14 protein-coding genes are annotated in these 16,825 nt (G+C 42.7%); 10 read left to right on the top strand and 4 right to left on the bottom strand.

The features are described 5' to 3' along the window. Position 1 precedes the first annotated feature (1 nt). The 3 genes from arsJ (at position 2) to QQL60_RS07870 (ending at position 3,981) form a co-directional block, all read left to right on the top strand. Entirely contained in the window at positions 2–1,231 is a 1,230-nt protein-coding gene (gene arsJ, locus QQL60_RS07880; RefSeq protein WP_284722974.1) for an organoarsenical effux MFS transporter ArsJ, read from the top strand. A 200-nt stretch (positions 1,232–1,431) separates the two neighbouring features. Continuing rightward, on the top strand, positions 1,432–2,520 hold the full coding sequence (locus QQL60_RS07875; protein ID WP_284722973.1) for an alkene reductase: 1,089 nt from the start codon (positions 1,432–1,434) through the stop codon (positions 2,518–2,520). Between the two features lie 51 nt (positions 2,521–2,571). Beyond that, the gene (locus QQL60_RS07870) at positions 2,572–3,981 is read left to right on the top strand and encodes an NAD-dependent succinate-semialdehyde dehydrogenase (RefSeq protein WP_284722972.1); all 1,410 of its coding nucleotides are present in this window, start codon (positions 2,572–2,574) and stop codon (positions 3,979–3,981) included. Between the two features lie 86 nt (positions 3,982–4,067). Here the strand turns inward: QQL60_RS07870 and QQL60_RS07865 are convergent, their stop codons facing one another. Together QQL60_RS07865 and QQL60_RS07860 are read right to left on the bottom strand one after the other, a co-directional pair. Then, a complete protein-coding gene (locus tag QQL60_RS07865; RefSeq protein ID WP_284722971.1) occupies positions 4,068–5,594 on the bottom strand; it encodes a DHA2 family efflux MFS transporter permease subunit in 1,527 nt (508 codons plus the stop codon). Continuing rightward, the gene (locus tag QQL60_RS07860; RefSeq protein WP_284722970.1) at positions 5,587–6,597 is read right to left on the bottom strand and encodes an HlyD family secretion protein; all 1,011 of its coding nucleotides are present in this window, start codon (positions 6,595–6,597) and stop codon (positions 5,587–5,589) included. Before QQL60_RS07860 ends, QQL60_RS07865 begins: the two co-directional genes overlap by 8 nt. Before the next feature lie 293 nt (positions 6,598–6,890). Between QQL60_RS07860 and QQL60_RS07855 the strand changes: the two genes are divergently transcribed. From QQL60_RS07855 to QQL60_RS07845, 3 genes are all read left to right on the top strand, one after another. Further along, positions 6,891–9,053 (top strand): transporter substrate-binding domain-containing protein, encoded by a 2,163-nt coding sequence (locus QQL60_RS07855; protein WP_284722969.1) that lies wholly within the window; start codon positions 6,891–6,893, stop codon positions 9,051–9,053. A 171-nt stretch (positions 9,054–9,224) separates the two neighbouring features. Then, positions 9,225–10,043 carry an HD-GYP domain-containing protein gene (locus tag QQL60_RS07850; protein WP_284722968.1) on the top strand — a complete coding sequence of 273 codons (819 nt, stop codon included), beginning with the start codon at positions 9,225–9,227 and terminating at the stop codon, positions 10,041–10,043. A 340-nt stretch (positions 10,044–10,383) separates the two neighbouring features. Then, on the top strand, positions 10,384–10,830 hold the full coding sequence (locus tag QQL60_RS07845; RefSeq protein WP_284722967.1) for a hypothetical protein: 447 nt from the start codon (positions 10,384–10,386) through the stop codon (positions 10,828–10,830). Between the two features lie 85 nt (positions 10,831–10,915). Here QQL60_RS07845 and vapC read toward each other — a convergent pair whose 3' ends face one another. Then, positions 10,916–11,317, bottom strand: a complete 402-nt coding sequence (vapC, locus tag QQL60_RS07840; RefSeq protein ID WP_284722966.1) for a type II toxin-antitoxin system VapC family toxin — start codon at positions 11,315–11,317, stop codon at positions 10,916–10,918. Then, complete coding sequence (locus QQL60_RS07835) at positions 11,314–11,508, bottom strand: type II toxin-antitoxin system VapB family antitoxin (protein WP_040576595.1); 195 nt, start codon at positions 11,506–11,508, stop codon at positions 11,314–11,316. Before QQL60_RS07835 ends, vapC begins: the two co-directional genes overlap by 4 nt. A gap of 414 nt (positions 11,509–11,922) precedes the next feature. On the opposite strand from QQL60_RS07835, the gene QQL60_RS07830 reads away from it, so the two are divergent. From QQL60_RS07830 to QQL60_RS07815, 4 genes are all read left to right on the top strand, one after another. Further along, the gene (locus QQL60_RS07830) at positions 11,923–12,930 is read left to right on the top strand and encodes a DNA topoisomerase IB (RefSeq protein ID WP_284722965.1); all 1,008 of its coding nucleotides are present in this window, start codon (positions 11,923–11,925) and stop codon (positions 12,928–12,930) included. Between the two features lie 103 nt (positions 12,931–13,033). Further along, positions 13,034–13,228: a hypothetical protein gene (locus QQL60_RS07825; protein WP_284722964.1), complete on the top strand. Its 195-nt coding sequence runs from the start codon at positions 13,034–13,036 to the stop codon at positions 13,226–13,228. 63 nt (positions 13,229–13,291) lie between these two features. Beyond that, positions 13,292–14,776 carry a cytochrome P450 gene (locus QQL60_RS07820; RefSeq protein ID WP_284722963.1) on the top strand — a complete coding sequence of 495 codons (1,485 nt, stop codon included), beginning with the start codon at positions 13,292–13,294 and terminating at the stop codon, positions 14,774–14,776. A gap of 398 nt (positions 14,777–15,174) precedes the next feature. Then, positions 15,175–16,824: a ShlB/FhaC/HecB family hemolysin secretion/activation protein gene (locus QQL60_RS07815; protein ID WP_284722962.1), complete on the top strand. Its 1,650-nt coding sequence runs from the start codon at positions 15,175–15,177 to the stop codon at positions 16,822–16,824. Position 16,825 lies beyond the last annotated feature (1 nt).

Genomic DNA, 16,825 nt, shown 5'->3' with positions numbered 1-16,825 from the left:
AATGACAGCTTTGGCTAAGCTATCTGACGAGATTCGCCAGTATCTTATTATCACCACAAACTACTGGGCTTTTACCTTAACTGACGGTGCATTACGCATGTTAGTGGTATTGCATTTTTATAGTTTGGGTTACAGCCCGTTGCAGATCGCCATGCTCTTCTTGTTCTACGAGATTTTTGGGGTGATCACTAATCTTGTTGGAGGCTGGCTCGGTGCACATATTGGCCTGAATAAAACGATGAATATAGGGCTGCTGCTGCAAGTTGTCGCCTTATCTATGCTACTTGTGCCGAGTGAATGGTTAACTGTTATCTGGGTCATGGCGGCACAGGCCTTATCCGGTGTCGCCAAAGACTTAAATAAAATGAGTGCCAAAAGTGCCATTAAGTTACTGGTGCCAAAAGAGGAAAATGGTCAGCTCTATAAATGGGTTGCCGCGTTAACCGGATCAAAAAATGCATTAAAAGGGGTCGGCTTTTTTCTCGGAGGCGGGCTGCTCACGCTGATTGGATTTAAAGGGGCGGTCTTAGTGATGGCCCTTGGATTAATGATAGTTTGGATATTTAGCCTGTTTTCTCTTAAACAAGAGCTTGGCAGAGCTAAAAATAAGCCTAAATTTAGTCATGTTTTTTCTAAAAGCCAGTCAGTTAACGTGCTTTCTGCCGCCAGAATGTTTTTGTTTGGCTCACGGGATGTCTGGTTTGTTGTGGCCTTACCCGTTTATTTATCCACCAGCTTTGGTTGGGATCACTGGTATGTAGGCGGTTTTTTGGCTTTATGGGTGATAGGTTACGGCGCGGTACAAGGTTTTACGCCTCGATTAACTACCCGCTCTAAACACAGACTTCCAGATGGCAAAGATGCCTTATTTTGGGCGCTAGCCTTAAGTTTGATTCCAGTAATGATCGCAGTCGCACTGAGCTATAACTGGCATAAAGAGCTGGTACTGATAGTGGGGCTGATGATCTTTGGTGTTTTATTTGCCATTAATTCAGCGTTGCATAGTTATCTGATTGTTAGTTATGCAGGTGAAGACGGCGTATCACTTGATGTCGGCTTTTATTACATGGCAAATGCCATGGGCAGGCTGATAGGTACGGTGCTTTCAGGCTGGCTTTACCAGTCTTATGGTTTAGGGTTTTGTTTATGGGTGTCTGCTTTATTTATCGTCATCACAGCCGTGATATCGCTGTATTTACCCAAACATAAACGAGCAAGTGTCAGTATTTAACATCAGAGAACGCATATCAGAATGTAGAACTGTCATCGGGTAAGGATTAAAAGGGACTTTTTATTTTAGAGTGTTGTTTTATGGACGCTCAGGTTTATCTCTTCACATAGAAAAGACAGTTTCTCTCCTATAGTTAGCCAACGAACTATTTACTGGTATGTGCATCAAACTAGTTATCTGGACAACAAAGGAGGAAGTATATGAATGACTTATTCAGTCCTGTGAAGATGGGCTCAGTGGAACTCAAAAACGGCATTTTTATGGCCCCACTGACACGAAACAGAGCCCATGATGATACGGATATCCCCAATGATCTCTCCATAACATACTATTCACAACGTGCCAGTGCTGGTCTTATCATTGCTGAAGGCACGCAAATCAGCAAGATGGGTAAAGGCTATATCAAGACCCCTGGTATTTACTCTGACGAACAAGTAGCAAAATGGAAAGAAATCACGGATGCCGTTCACGACAAAGGTGGAAAGATTTTCTTACAACTCTGGCATGTTGGCCGAATCAGTTATCACTCTGTTCTGCCAGAAGGTGAGAAGCCGCTTGCTCCTTCAGCGATTCGTGCTCAAGCACAAACCTTTGTAGACGGCCAAATGGTCGATGTGTCAGAGCCACGCGCGATGACAACAGATGACATTAACAATCTGATTGAAGAATATAAAACAGGCGCATGCAATGCCGACAAAGCCGGTTTTGATGGTGTTGAAATTCACTCCGCCAATGGTTATTTATTAAACCAGTTCATTTGTGATGGCAGTAATCACCGTACTGATAATTACGGTGGTTCAGTTGAAAATCGTATCCGCCTGGTGAATGAAGTGGTCGAAGCCGTGCTTGAGGTGATGGATGCTGGCCGGGTAGGTATACGACTATCTCCAACCGGTACCTTTAATGATGTTAGTGATAGCGATCCGCTGACAACCTACACTGCACTTATCAATCACCTAAACCATCACAAACTGGCCTATGTTCATATCGTTGAACGCTTTCCAGGCATTGATGTCAGCAATAAAGATCTACACATTGTTGAGCAACTTATCCAGCAATGGCAGGGCTTTTACATTGCCAATGGCGACTACAATCTCCTCACGGCCCAAGATGCAGTGAAAAGCCAACGTGCTGACGCAGTAGCCTTTGGCCGTCAATACATTGCCAATCCGGATCTAATGGAACGCCTGAAAGCCGGTGCAGCACTCAACACACCCGATCAAAATACCTTTTATGGCGGTGGCGCTGAGGGATACACCGATTATCCCTTCATGGAGGATGCTCGTTAATTTTCAATCTGCAAAAAGCGTTATTTTTCTTACTATTAAAGAGGATAAAACATGACACAAGCAGAATTGAAAACTACCACTATTTCTCGTCAGACGATTGATACCTATAACCCGGCTACAGAAGAGGTGTATAAAACTTACTACCTGCACACAAAGCAGGAAGCAGAAGCCTTAATTGATGATTCTCACCAAGCTTTTCAGGAATGGAGAAAGACCTCACTGGAACATCGCGCCACCATCATCAAAAAAATTGCTGAATTACTGCGTCGAGACAAAGCCAATTTAGCTCAAATGATGGCAAAACAAATGGGAAAAACCTTAGCTTTAGGTGAAGGTGAAGCCGAGCAGTGCGCTGCTATTTGTGAATATACGGCTGAGCATGGCATTGATGCATTAGCCGATGAAGAGCGTGGAATTTCAGGTGGTAAAAAAGGCATTATTACTTATCAGCCTGAAGGTGTGATTTTAGGTATGCAGCCCTGGAATTTCCCACTTTATCAATGCATCCGCTACAGCATTGCTGTCATCATGGCGGGTAACACGACGGTGTTTAAACATGATGAGTCCTGTTTTGAAACAGCAGAAGCTATTCAAAAAATTTATGAAGAAGCCGGTTTGCCTAAAGGCGTATTTAGCTGTCTATTTGTCGATGGTGAGACAGCAGATGAACTGATTGCTCACCAACATATCCGTGGGGTGACGTTTACCGGTAGTGCCAGCATTGGTCGATTGATTGCTAAAATTTCAGCCGAACATCTGAAGAAAAATGTACTCGAATTGGGTGGTAGTGATGCCTATCTCGTTCTTCGCGATGCCGATATCGATCTGGCGGTGAAAACCTGTGTGCAGGGGCGGGTGATGAATAGTGGCCAAACCTGTATTGCGGCTAAACGTTTTATTATTGAAGCGCCTGTCTATGAAGAATTCAGAGATAAATATGTTGCTGCGATGAAGCAGGTGACTTTCGGTGATCCCACCGACAGTCAGAATGATATGGGCCCTCTGGCTCGTGTCGATCTCCGTGACAAACTGCATCAACAGGTTCAGCAATCTGTAATGAAAGGGGCCAGCTGTTTATGTGGTGGTGAAATACCAGAGCAGAAAGGGGCCTATTACCCCGCCACAGTGTTGGAAAATATCCAGCCCGGTACGCCAGCTTATGAGGACGAGTTATTTGGTCCGGTGGCTTCATTATTCAAAGTGGCGGATGAAGCTGAAGCCATTGAGCTTGCCAATTCGCATCGATATGGTCTTGGCGGTGGCATATTCTCTAAGGATGAGAAACGTGCTACTCGAATTGCTCGGGAAGAACTCGACACGGGCATGGTTAACATTAATGGTTACGCCGGTCCTCAAGCCAATATGCCCTTTGGTGGAGTTAAAGAAAGTGGTTATGGCCGTGAGCACGGTGGCTTTGGTATGAAAGAATTTGTAAATGCCAAGTCTTTATTCATTTCATAAATAACTTTCGCTATTACTCAGGTTTAATGAATCCCGGGTCAGCATGCTGGCCCGGGATTTTTTATAACAAGACTTTTGTGCTGAGATTAATGCACGCTGGCAGGTGCTTTAATCTCTGACTTCTGTGGTTTTTGAATTAATAACACCATCGGCAACATGGCAAAGGCCGCGAGTCCGGACAAAATAAAGGCATCCTGAAACGCTAACATTGACGCTTGAGCTAACACTTCATTGGCTAATACTTTTGCCCCTTGTCCAGTCGTCGGGGAGAGCCCCAGAGGCGCTAAGTAGGTGCTAACCGCAGGATTGAAAGGCGTAATTTGTTCAGTGAGAATGGCGTAGTGAAGATTCGTTCTTCGCGCCAATTGCCAGCCAATAATGGCAATACCGACGGATGAGCCCAGTGACCGCATCACACTGTAAATACCGGAGGCTTCATCTTGTTTTTCTCTAGAAATATTCTGAAAAGCCAGTGTCGACATGGGCACAAAAAACAGTCCCATGCCTAAACCTGATACCACTCCTGGCCATGATAGTTGCCAGAAACTGACCTCCAGATTCAGATTGGCTAGCATGAAGTTGCCACTGCCTGTGAGAATTAATCCGATGGCTAATAACATGCGTGGATCAAAGCGATTCACCAGAAACGAGCCGGTCACCACCATGGAAAAACCAGCAGCGATGCCTCGTGGAATAAACAGCTCACCTGATTCCAATACCGGATAATCTAACAAGCCTTGTACAAATAACGGCAAAATAGCTATCGCGCCAAACATCGATACACCAAAGCCGACAATGGCGACATTACCCGCCGCAAAGCTTCTGTCCTTCAGTAAGGAGAAGTCGATGATATTGAGCTTACGGCCTATGCCACGAGTGAAGAAAATAAGTCCGGTAACGGCCGAGGTGATCGCTGTGATTTGAATCAGGTGAGAATCAAACCAGTCATGACTTTCCCCTAAATCCAGCGTCATTTGTAACGCACCAATAGCGGTAACCATGAGTAATAGCCCCACCCAGTCGATATCGACATGCTGCGTCTCTTCTTTTTCAAGTTCGCCACTGACCATTAGCAAAGCGATAAAGGCGATAGGCATATTGACGTAAAACACCGCACGCCAGGAAAAATGTTCAGTTAAGATTGCACCGAGAGTGGGGCCAAGTACGGGGGCAACAATCACACCTAAGCCAAATATCGCCATCGCCTGTCCACGCTTTTCTCTTGGAAAGCTGGTAAACAGAATTGCTTGAGAAAGCGGGATCAAAAAAGCCCCAAAAAAGCCCTGGCCTAAGCGAAAAAATACCAGCATTTCGAAGTTTTGAGCCATGCCTCCCAATGCTGAGAAAAATGCAAAGCCAACAATGGCGGTGATAATTAAACGACGGCGACCAAATTTACGTGAGAGCAAGCCCGTCAGAGGCATGACAGCAATGGAAGCGACAATGTAACTGGTGACAATCCAGACCGTTTGATCGCTGGTAATGCCAAATGCAGCTTTGATATGAGGTAAAGCCACATTGACGATGGTGGTATCCAATACTTCAAGTACGGCCGTGAGCACCACCGCAAATACGATTAACCATTGAACAGGCTGTTTTTCTGCCTCAGTCATTGGCTGTATCTAAATTCGTGGTATCCACTGTAGCCGTGACACTGGCGCCGGCTCGCAAACGTTGTTGCTGGTCTGGCGAAGGCTGATAGTCTAAATGAATCCGTACTGGAAAGCGCTGAGTTACATGCACCCAGTTTCCGGTGGCATTTTCAGGAGGAAGCAGAGAAAAAATAGCCCCTGAGCCCATGCCCAAACTGGCGACTTTGCCGCTTAATTTCAGATCAGGGTACATATCAACTTCAATGCTGGCGGGCTGACCTGGCTGAATACGAGAGAGGGCGGTTTCTTTAAAATTGGCAGTGACCCACCAATCATTTTTTTCAACAAGGGAAAATAATGACTGACCTGCTGTAATAACATCACCCGGGCGCAGAGTCAGGTTAGCAATCCAGCCGTCAGCCGGGGCATAGATGACGGCATGACTGAGTGCTATCTGGGCACGTTTTAATGTGGCACGAGCAGCACGCACGGCCGGGTCTTCATCGGTTTTCCCGCCAAGCTGAGTCTGAGCAGTATTTAAGGCTGCTCTGGCACTGTCTCTGTCGGCTTTGATTTTATCGAGATTAGCTTGGGTTTTATCTAAGGTGGATTTAGAAATAATCCGGCGTTCATACAAGGTTTGCTGACGTTCAAATTCGAGTTCTGCATCGCGTAATGTGGCCTGTACAGCATTGAGATTGGCGATAGCTTCGCTGACATCTGAACCGGCCATCATGTGTTTTTGAATCGTTTTTTCTAGCTCTGAGGTGGCCTCATCAACAGCACTTTGTAAATCACTGTCATCAATTTTAAGAAGCACATCACCGGCTTTAACATAAGCATTTTCAGTAGCATTAAGCTCAGTTACCCGACCAGACTCTTGTGATGATACGGTTAATATATTCGCTTCGACATAGGCATCGTCGGTAGAAGGATAGGTTTTTTGGTGCTGCCACCACAGGCCAAGTCCAACAATAATCCCTATAAGGCAGATACTCAGTAAGCCTAACTTAGCCCATTTCATGCGGTGTCCTTTTTATTTTTCTATCTGCTATGAGGTCAACAGGGTCTTAGTATAGTGAATGGTGTGAGCTTAACCAGTCCTGAACACTTGTTTGTTTTAACAAAAAATATGGATGAAAACCTATTTAGGCAAATAAATTTTGCTAAGGGAATATGGCGCCCATCACATATTTCTCATGAATCTGTGTTTTAACCGATAACTTAAGGTGTATAGTCAAATCCTGGACCTACCCGCATGACAACAATTACGGGTAATTTGATGTGATGTAGCATTTAGCGATACGGACACTGCGAATGGCAGAACACAGACAACACCCCCGTCGGTTTAAACTGACGATACGCATCACCGTGGTGATGACCTTTATCATTGCTACCGTGCTCACAGCCTCTGCGGCTTTGCTTTTGCAATATTTTTTCATGCAGCAGATGGCCACGGAAAATGCCACAGAACGATTCAATAATCTGGCAGATAAGACCAGCCAGCTACTCAACACGATTGACAGCCAGGCAGTCGAAACCACACGAATTCTTGCCAGTTATCCTGGCTTGGTGAATGGCAATAACGTTACTAAGGATGCCAGAGGCATTTTTTCCTCCCTGATGTTGAATCGCGACATGTTGTATGCGATTTATGTTGGTTTACCGAATGGTGATTTTTATGAAGTCATTAACCTGAACAGTGGTGATGATGTTCGTAAGCAGCTCAATGCAGATCCTGAAGATCGTTGGGTGGTGGTGACAATACGTGGTGACGAAGCTCAGCGTAGCCGAACGTTTGAATATTATTCCAGCGACTTTCAGCTCAGGTTTAAACGCAGCGAACCGAGTAATTATTTATCTACCATCCGACCCTGGTTCGTGAACGCCGATAAAGAAACGATAAGAAAAACGGACCCGTATTTATTCCACAATATCCAAGCACCCGGCCAGACCTATTCCAAGCAGCTTGATAGTGGTGCAGTGATAGCGGTTGATATTGCTTTGAGTTCCATGTCTGATTATCTAAGTCAGCATGAACTCAGTGATTATGGTCAGGTATTTTTATACCGTTCAACGGGCGAGTTATTAGCTTCTAACTTGCCCAGTAATGAAGCCATTTTGATTCCAGAAACACGTACACCGCTTGATTTAACAGAAGAAGAAAAAGCGCTGATTGCTGAATCGAAACGTTTAACCGTTTCGAATGAACGAGACTGGGCCCCCATTGATTTCTCCAGCTCTGGGCAACCAAAAGGTTACAGCATTGATTATCTTTCCATCATCGCTGATATGACAGGATTAAAGTTTGACTATATCAATGGCTATTCATGGAGTGAGCTGGTTGCACAGTATGAAGCTGGTCAGATTGATATTTTGCAGTCGGTATTTGATACCGGTCAGTCACTCTATTCTGGTCGCTTTACCGATCCTTTTGTAAATTTACCTTATTCATTGGTGACAAAAAGTGGCAATGTGCCCATTACCCATATTCAACAGCTAAATGGTAAAACCGTTGCTATACCTGAGGGCTGGTCAATCATTCAGGTCGTCGAACAGGCTTTCCCTGAAATAACGATTAAAAAAGTCCCATCAACCCGGGCGGTGTTTGAAGCAGTAAGTGATGGCGAAGCCTTTGCTGGCCTTGATGTAGCTGAGATTCTACATTATGTGGGAGAACGGTTTTTCTATAATGACGTGCAATACCATGATGATATTGATTTCTCGCCGACACCTTTCCCCGGTGCATTAAAAATATTGGTTTCAGATAAAAATCAGGGCTTATTAAGTATTTTTAATAAAGCCATAGCTCATGTGTCAGATGAGCAAAAAATAGCGTTGGCACATAAATGGTTTCTCAGTAAACAGCAGGGTTTATTAAGCGTACCTTACTCACCTCTATTGGATTACGCATTTCAACAAAGCGATCAACGTCAGTTAAAACAAACCACTCTAAACGGTCAGGATCTTTATGTGTATGTCTCGCCATTTGGCAGTTATGGCGCCAGGAAAGACTACCTTGGGATCGTGATTCCAGTTAAAGCTGTATTGAGCGGTGCACAAGAAAAAGTGACATGGTCTTTATGGATGTCGATTGGTGTGCTGTTGCTGTTATTACCTGCACCCTGGTTATTTGCCTCACCGATTGTGGCACCGATTAAAAAGTTAGCAGAAGAAAATCAGAAAATCCGCGAACGCCAATTCGATAAACTGGATATTCCAGATAGCTTTATTCGTGAAATCGATGAGCTTGGGCATTCTATGGAAGATATGTTGGCAGCCATTCGTCAGCATGAAGCAAATCAGGATCGGTTGATGGATTCCTTTATTCAGTTAATTGCTCAAGCCATCGATGACAAGTCACATTACACGGCCAGCCATTGTGAACGTGTTCCTGAATTAGCTTTCATGTTGGCAGAGCAGGCTGAAACCTCTCTGGCACCAGCTTTCCGTGAATTTCGTTTCCACTCTAAGGAATAATGGCGTGAATTCAAAGTCGCTGCCTGGCTACATGATTGCGGCAAAATAACCACACCCGAACACATTGTTGATAAAGGCAGCAAACTCGAAACCATCTACAACCGTATTCATGAAATACGTACCCGTTTTGAAGTCTTATGGCGTGATGCTGAAATCATCTATTGGCAGAAAATGACACAATCACCTGAAAACGAAGTGCAACATCAGGCCGAGCTTGAACAAACCCATCGGCAGCTTAAGGAATACTTTGCCTTTGTTGCCGAAATGAATGTCGGTGGTGAAGTACTGAGTGAAGACAAAAAAATACGGCTCGACTTTATTGCTCAAACCACATGGCTTCGGCATTTCAGTAACCGACTCGGCTTATCACCTGCCGATCAGGAACGGATATCGTCGGAAGAAGAAAGTCTGCCATGTGAAGAACAGCTATTGTCAGACAAGCCAGAACATATTATTTCCCGTAAGAGTGGCACAAGTTATGAGCCTCATCTGGACATAAAAATGACGGTCCCTGAGTATCTGTACAATCAAGGTGAGCTCTATAACCTCAAGGTCGAGCGGGGCACGCTAACCGCCGAAGATCGTTTTAAAATTAACGAACATATCATCAGCACCATTCGTATGCTGGATGCGTTACCCTTCCCCAAAGAACTAGCCCGTGTGCCTCGTTATGCCTCCACCCATCATGAAAAAATGGACGGCACTGGCTACCCCAGAAAACTCACAAAAGACCAACTTTCTATACCAGAACGCATCATGGTATTAGCCGATATTTTTGAAGCACTCACTGCCGCAGACAGACCCTATAAAAAAGCCAAAACAGTCAGTGAAGCCATTAATATTATGGCCAAAATGGTAGCCGAAGAACATATCGATGCAGATGTCTTCGAATTATTTTTGACCACCGAAACGTACAAAGTTTATGCCGAAAATTTCCTGGCACCTGAACAGATTGATGAAGTGGATGTGGCGCGGTATCTGAAAAAGTAGTTGCTAAGAATTAAAGGTTATTTAAAGCCCTGTTTCAATGATAGTGTCTGACATTGGATTGGACACAATCGAAGATTGAAAAAAGTAGCATTTAAATTATTGCCAGAGAACAAAAAATAGATCAGAGTTAAATCAGGTTCAGAAAAAATGGAAGGTTTCATGAATGCTAACAAGTTGGCTCGATTTTTCCACCCCAACTCATATCTTTGGCTCTATTTCCCAAAAAAATTAATCACGTTTTTATTAATAAACAGATGCTTGGAAAATATAAAGACGAATTATGAAGCGGCTTCTTTAATATTTATTATGAAGCCACAGGCTTCATAAAAGACACTGTTAAGTGTCAAAAGAGGAAATGATGGCAGCAAATGGAGCAATATACATCCAACGAGATAATGTTGATCTAAAAGATGTGTTTGATGATGTGACAAGTGACAAAGGTATATTTAGAAAGCCAACGTACTATGATGTCAAGTTAGGCGAGGATGTTGTTCGATTCAATATTATGGAATCTTCAGAAATTCCTAATCATCTTGATGGTTTTCTTGGGTATATCGCTTCTTTGAACAACAGCGACGATAGAAAAGAGGATACTAGTTACGCAATTAGTCATACAAAAGTTGTGCTTGGACTAGTTTCTGATACTGACTTTGAAGATAACCACAAGATCTGGCAAAGCCTGTTTCAGATAGCAGACAAATATGATGGCTTTGTCTTTGTTTATGACAGCGTTCTTTTACCTAATGGGGCAGCTTTGGTTGGTCCATTGGTGCAAACAGACACTTAACAAAGCATTTAAGAGTGATTCGCAACGCTTGGCAGTTTCGCTTCGCTCAAGTATAGCCAACCGCCGCTCACACCTTAATGCAGCGTTATGTTTTTTCTGTAACTGAGCGCAGTTTTAGGTGTTTAGTAAAGGGGATAAAGTCTTTATCTGTATATAAGAGAGGGATCCTATTTTCAATGCAGAATGTGGCAATGATTACGTCAGCTGTTTTTCTTATTGTAATTCCTTGTTTCCTTAGCTTGCGGTAATTGTCCGCGGCTTTGATGGCTAGCTCAGGAGTAAGCATATTAAATTGATGCAAGGCCTTAAGGTGATCCTTCGCTATTTTATAATCCTTGTCTGTTCTAAAGCCTTGTAGTATTTCTAGCAGTATGAGGTCGCCTATGGCTACGTCTTCGTCACCCAAGGCGCTATCCAAAGCCAAAGTTTCTGGTGTGTCTAGACCTTTGAAGAAGTCTATCCAAACACTAGTGTCGACTATAATCATTTGGTGGATCTCATGGCATCCAAATCACCGTCCCAGTTAAGTTTGCCTCTCAGGCTACGAATGCTGGATTGTTTTCTTAGCTTTATCAGAGCTTTCAATCCCTCTTCAACGGCTTCTTTCTTGGTATGTAGGCCGGTGGCCTTTAGTGCGTCAGCCATAAGTTTATCGTCTATAACAATGTTAGTTCGCATACTGCACCTGTGTGTATTTTTGGTTGATATCGTACACATTGTGGCTCATTGGCTTAAACATAACAAGGCCATCAATCAGACAGCTGTCGCTGGCTCTGTGGCTTAACGCTACGCTGCCACAAAACGATCAACTCCAAAGCTTCCGCTTATGGCTGCGTTAGACATGAAAAAATCAATAGGGTCAATCGTTTGATTTTATCCATATAGATTAAATTAAAAAGTTATTTAAGCCAGGATTGCTCAAGGTTATGTGGGGTCAGGTTAAAAACTATTAAGATGAGCCTTACTAAACGAGGCTGAATAGCGGAAGTAAGCTATTCTTACACTGACCTAAATACCTGAAGTCGAAAGAATGCGTTTGAATTAATGGCATTGTTCGACTTTGTGAAAGACGGTTATCCCCTGACTATTTGATTGAAATTAACTGATATGTACTATAGAAGAAAACATGGCACGGGTTTTACCTACATTGATGAACAGAATAAAACGGTAAAAGATAAATCCATAAGAGAGTGGTTCACCAGCTTGGTAATACCACCTGCATGGACTGATGTTGAAATATCAGAGGATAAAAAAGCCGATATCTTAGCGACTGGAAGGGATGCTAAAAATAGAAAACAATATATTTACAATCCTGATATTCAAGAAAAACATAACCAAGAAAAATTTGACCGTATCATTCGTTTTGCTGAGCAATTAGAGCATATGCGGCGTGTCACAGGCCAACATTTACGACAACGTAAGATGTCGAGAGAAAAAGTATTATCCACCATGCTACGTCTAATGGACCAAGCGTATTTTCGACCTGGTAGCCCTAGATATACTGAAGAAAACAATACGTATGGTTTAACCACGCTACGAAAAAAGCATGTAGAAATTAATGACGACGAAATTATATTTTCGTATCTGGGTAAGTCTGGTCAGGAACAGGAACGTCATGTCGAAGATAAAAAGTTAGCCAATGCTATTAAAAACTTAGATGATATTCCTGGTTATCGCCTGTTTAAATACTATGATGAAAATAACAATAAAAAAGAAGTTGAAGCCAGTGAGCTTAACGATTTCATTCATGAGTGTATGGGGGAGGATTTTTCAGCGAAAGATTTCAGGACATGGGCGGGCACTATGATCGCTGCATTGGCCTTCGATGAGCTCGGCACAGTCAGCAAAGAAGACCAAGCATCGCTTGATAAGAATATCAAATCAGTGGTCGTTAGTGTTTCTGAGCAGTTGGGTAATACTCCCGCTGTTGCAAAAAGTGCTTATATTGATCCCAGAGTCATTGATAATTACATTGAGGGTAAAACAGCACATTATTTCTTAGATCAAGTGAAACACTTAATAAAAGACAATCAAAATTTGTCGGAAGAAGAGTTAAGTGTGTTGTGTATGCTAAGAGAGAGTTTAAAGAAAAAGTCTTAATCCATTAGAATCAACGTAGATAAGGAATCAATAGCGTCATATCGTTTGATTTTATACATATAGATTAAATTAATTTTAAAAGTCATTTAAGCAAGGATTGCTCATGACCAGATTACCAAGATTATTCATAAAAGATTGTTCACAACATCTCATTCAACGCGGCAATAACAGTCAAGCTATTTTCTTTTCTGATGAACATTACACAGCCTATTTAGTTAAGTTCAAAGATTTCTCCGAGCGGTTTGAAGTAAAAATTTATCCTATAAAAATCAAACACGCTGACCGTATTGGTTCTTAAATTTTTCCATACTAACATTGCAATTCTGAGTAGACCCCATTGCATTTTCATCAAGGTACTTAAATGCGTTTATTAAAAAATATCTGGCAGCAAATTATGGATATTAATCCATTTAAAGGTGATGTTTTACCTTCGCGTGTATATCTATTTGAGAGAGGGCGGCCATGTCTCCCTTTTCCTCATCTTTTAAACTACAAAACGCCTTTGGCACTCTTCGATGCTTTTTATACAAACGCTAAATCATCTGATTTATTTGAGCGTGATAACCGCTATTTATATGTGATGGGTATGCCGCCGGTTTTCATTACCCGTGATCCAGCCGTCATTAGAGCTATTCTACTTGCTACAGGCGATAAGCCTGGGCAATTTGATCGTGATACGACACCAATGACTGGAATTGCCCGTGTAACCGGGGTTAATTCTCTATTGTATGCAAACGGCAAAGTATGGCGAAAACAAAAACAGATGTCAGCGGGACCTTTTGGAAAAGGCTCTCTGTTCCAACCTGAAGAGTTTCATGAGTTTGAGAAAACCTTTCGTAAAACGATAGAGAAACGATTAATCGTTTTACGTGATGCGCAGAAGGTGAGTAAGAAAAACATTTCTCGTGTCGAAATTGAGAACGAAATTCAACCTATTATGCTGGAAATGTTAGTGAATAATTTCTTTGGTGGTTCGGTTGAGTATAAGGAGTTACGCGAACGTTATGTACCTGCGTTACTTTCGTTAATTGATTACATGATTACCAATACCGTGGCGCCTAACCTTTCGGCTATTCATCAATTTATTTCGGGTAAAGGAACTGATGTAAAGCGTTGGCGGGAGGCCCTTGAGGACTTAACTGATATTGCACTTTCTGGCAGAGGTGAAAAGTCAGGACATTGGAAAAACTTCATTGATAAAGTTGAAGATGAAGAGGCATTGCGGAGTAATATCAGAGTATTTTTAGCCGGGGCTTTAGAAGCGACCTCCTCGTTTGCGACTTGGACCTTATCTCATTTGTCACGACAACCTGAGTTGCAAGAGCAGATATATAGCGAAGTAAAAGACATTGATGTTTACGACCCCGAAAGCTTAACCGAAGCAAAATTACTTAATCAGTGTTTGAATGAAACCTTACGTTTAACCCCCTCACTTTATTTCTTTCCCCGGAAAGCCACGGCCGATACGTGGCTCAAATTAGACGATACAAGAAAAATAATGATTCCCAAAAATACCACCATCCGACTGGATATTTGGAATGCAAACCGCAACGAAGCTTTTTGGGGCAAGGAGATTTCTGGATATCCGGCAGACACGTTTTCACCTTTACGCTGGGATGAGCTTACGCGTCGAGGCATAACGCGTAAAAATTTAACCCATTTTGGGTTTGGTTTAGGAGCTCGTGTATGCCCGGGTCAATTTCTTGGTCAGTTAGAAGTGGGTCTAGTTGTCGGCGCCTTTATCAAGGTATTCAAATTTAAAGCTGTTACTAATGCATCTGGAGTACGGGCTGGTGTTACAACCAAACCAGATGATGGGACTTTAATGGATCTCGAACTGCGATAATGCTTTATAGCCCACGATTTTGGTAAACTAATATGTTTTGGGTCAGGGGCAAAACTTATAAGAGTAGCCTTACCAAACCGTGGTCGAATAACGAAAAGTAAGCTATTTCGAGCTGATCAAAAATACTACTGGAAAGAACCATCCTTGTGAGTGGTGTCACAAAACTGCAATATTTGTCCTCTTATGCAGTAGAAATCATTTTTTTGATTTGATTAAATTGATCACGCTGTGCATGGATGCACGCAAAAAAACATTTCTAAACCGTCATGGAGGACAGTCAGAATGAATCAATTCACCTTTAATTATCAATTTGCTATTCATCGCGTTTAATCGCGATGCGAGTATTAAAATCTTTACGGCATATAGCCATATGCTGCTTTTTTCTGTGTTTGTGGTTTTTGAGTTTTCCCGTTGTTTCTGAAACATTGCCTGAAATTGATGCTCTCAAAGATCAGCGTCGACAAGAGCAGTTAGATGCGCTACGCAAACAACAGGAATATGAGCCGGACGTCAGATTAGAAAGTGACAAGCCAATCGAGGCCAATATTATCCCGTTTGATGAGAAACCATGTTTTGTCATTGAGCAGATTTCATTAGAGGGTGATGAATCAGCTAGGTTTCATTTCGCTATTTCAGAAACGCTTCATCAACATCCTGATTTACTAGGCCAATGTCTTGGTATTAATGCTATCAACCAGATTCAGTCTGTGCTTCAAAACAGCATCATAAAGAAAGGCTTTATTACGACTCGCGTGCTGATAGAACCTCAAGATTTAAATTCTGGGGAATTAAGCTATAGCCTGATACCCGGGCGAATTAGCATTGTCGATACTGATAATTCGGTGTCAAGGTTAACACTATGGTCAGCTTTACCGAGTGGTGAAGGTGATTTGCTCAATGTGAGAGATCTCGAGCAAGCGATGGAAAATATGAAACGTATTCCAACTGTGGATACCAATATTGATATCAAACCTGATGATACGGAAAACAGTCAACCGGGGGATAGCCAGCTTTTATTGGATTACCAACAGTCGAAGCCTTTCAGGTTGACTCTGGCATTTGATGATAGTGGTTATGAGTCGACAGGGCGTTATCAAGGTTCGGCTACTTTGTCTCTGGATAATATTTTGGGACTTAATGACCTTATTTATATGAGTAAAAACAAGGATTTTGGCGGTAAGGAGAATGTCGGCGGCAGCCATGGGGAAACGGCCCATATTTCTATTCCTGTCGGCTACTGGTTATTCTCATTTACAAATAGTGAATATGAATATGACCAGCGTGTGGCCGGACTCAACCAGACCTATGTTTATCAGGGTAAGAGTGAAAGGCAAGAGCTTGCCATGAGTCGGGTTTTATATCGCGATCAGTTTTCGAAATTAACCACTTCATTGACTGGCTATCATCGACGTTCACATAACTTTATTGATGATACCGAAATTGAGGTTCAACGCAGAAAAAGTGCTGGCTGGATTGCCGGTGTTGATTACCGTCGTTATATCGGCACAGCAACCATAGATGCGGGTGTTTCATATCAGCGGGGAACAGGTGCATTTGATGCCATTTCTGCACCAGAGGAAGCCTTTGGTGAGGGCACTTCCAGACCAAAAATTTTTAATGCTTATTTGAATTGGTTCATGCCCGTTCAGATCACTGACTATCAGATTCAGTTGCAGTCAGAGTGGCGGGCGCAGTGGAATAAAACGCCATTGGTTCCTCAGGACAGATTCTCGATTGGTGGGCGATATACCGTCAGGGGATTTGATGGTGAACAGTCTTTATCTGCCGAGCACGGTTGGCTTAGCCGCAATACGATTAGTTTCCCTTTGCAAAACCAACAACAAATTTATATGGGAATAGATTTTGGTCATGTCAGTGGTCAATCGGCGAAGTATTTATTGGGACAGACTTTAGCTGGCGCTGTGATTGGCTTAAGAGGTCAGTGGCACGGCCTTTTTTATGATGTGTTTGCGGGGAAATCATTATCAAAACCCGATGGCTTTGAGGATGGACGGCATCTTGGATTTAATTTGACCTATCAATACTGAA

Origin of the sequence: Methylophaga thalassica, from assembly GCF_030159795.1 — a bacterium.
GTDB lineage: Bacteria > Pseudomonadota > Gammaproteobacteria > Nitrosococcales > Methylophagaceae > Methylophaga > Methylophaga thalassica.
This window is presented reverse-complemented; position numbering and strand designations above follow the sequence as displayed.

Bases quoted from the DNA above. Each gene is read 5' to 3' on its own strand.
- arsJ (WP_284722974.1), top strand. From the start codon at position 2: ATGACAGCTTTGGCTAAGCTATCTGACGAGATTCGCCAGTATCTTATT.
- QQL60_RS07875 (WP_284722973.1), top strand. From the start codon at position 1,432: ATGAATGACTTATTCAGTCCTGTGAAGATGGGCTCAGTGGAACTCAAA.
- QQL60_RS07870 (WP_284722972.1), top strand. From the start codon at position 2,572: ATGACACAAGCAGAATTGAAAACTACCACTATTTCTCGTCAGACGATT.
- QQL60_RS07865 (WP_284722971.1), bottom strand. From the start codon at position 5,594: ATGACTGAGGCAGAAAAACAGCCTGTTCAATGGTTAATCGTATTTGCG.
- QQL60_RS07860 (WP_284722970.1), bottom strand. From the start codon at position 6,597: ATGAAATGGGCTAAGTTAGGCTTACTGAGTATCTGCCTTATAGGGATT.
- QQL60_RS07855 (WP_284722969.1), top strand. From the start codon at position 6,891: ATGGCAGAACACAGACAACACCCCCGTCGGTTTAAACTGACGATACGC.
- QQL60_RS07850 (WP_284722968.1), top strand. From the start codon at position 9,225: ATGACACAATCACCTGAAAACGAAGTGCAACATCAGGCCGAGCTTGAA.
- vapC (WP_284722966.1), bottom strand. From the start codon at position 11,317: ATGATTATAGTCGACACTAGTGTTTGGATAGACTTCTTCAAAGGTCTA.
- QQL60_RS07835 (WP_040576595.1), bottom strand. From the start codon at position 11,508: ATGCGAACTAACATTGTTATAGACGATAAACTTATGGCTGACGCACTA.
- QQL60_RS07825 (WP_284722964.1), top strand. From the start codon at position 13,034: ATGACCAGATTACCAAGATTATTCATAAAAGATTGTTCACAACATCTC.
- QQL60_RS07820 (WP_284722963.1), top strand. From the start codon at position 13,292: ATGCGTTTATTAAAAAATATCTGGCAGCAAATTATGGATATTAATCCA.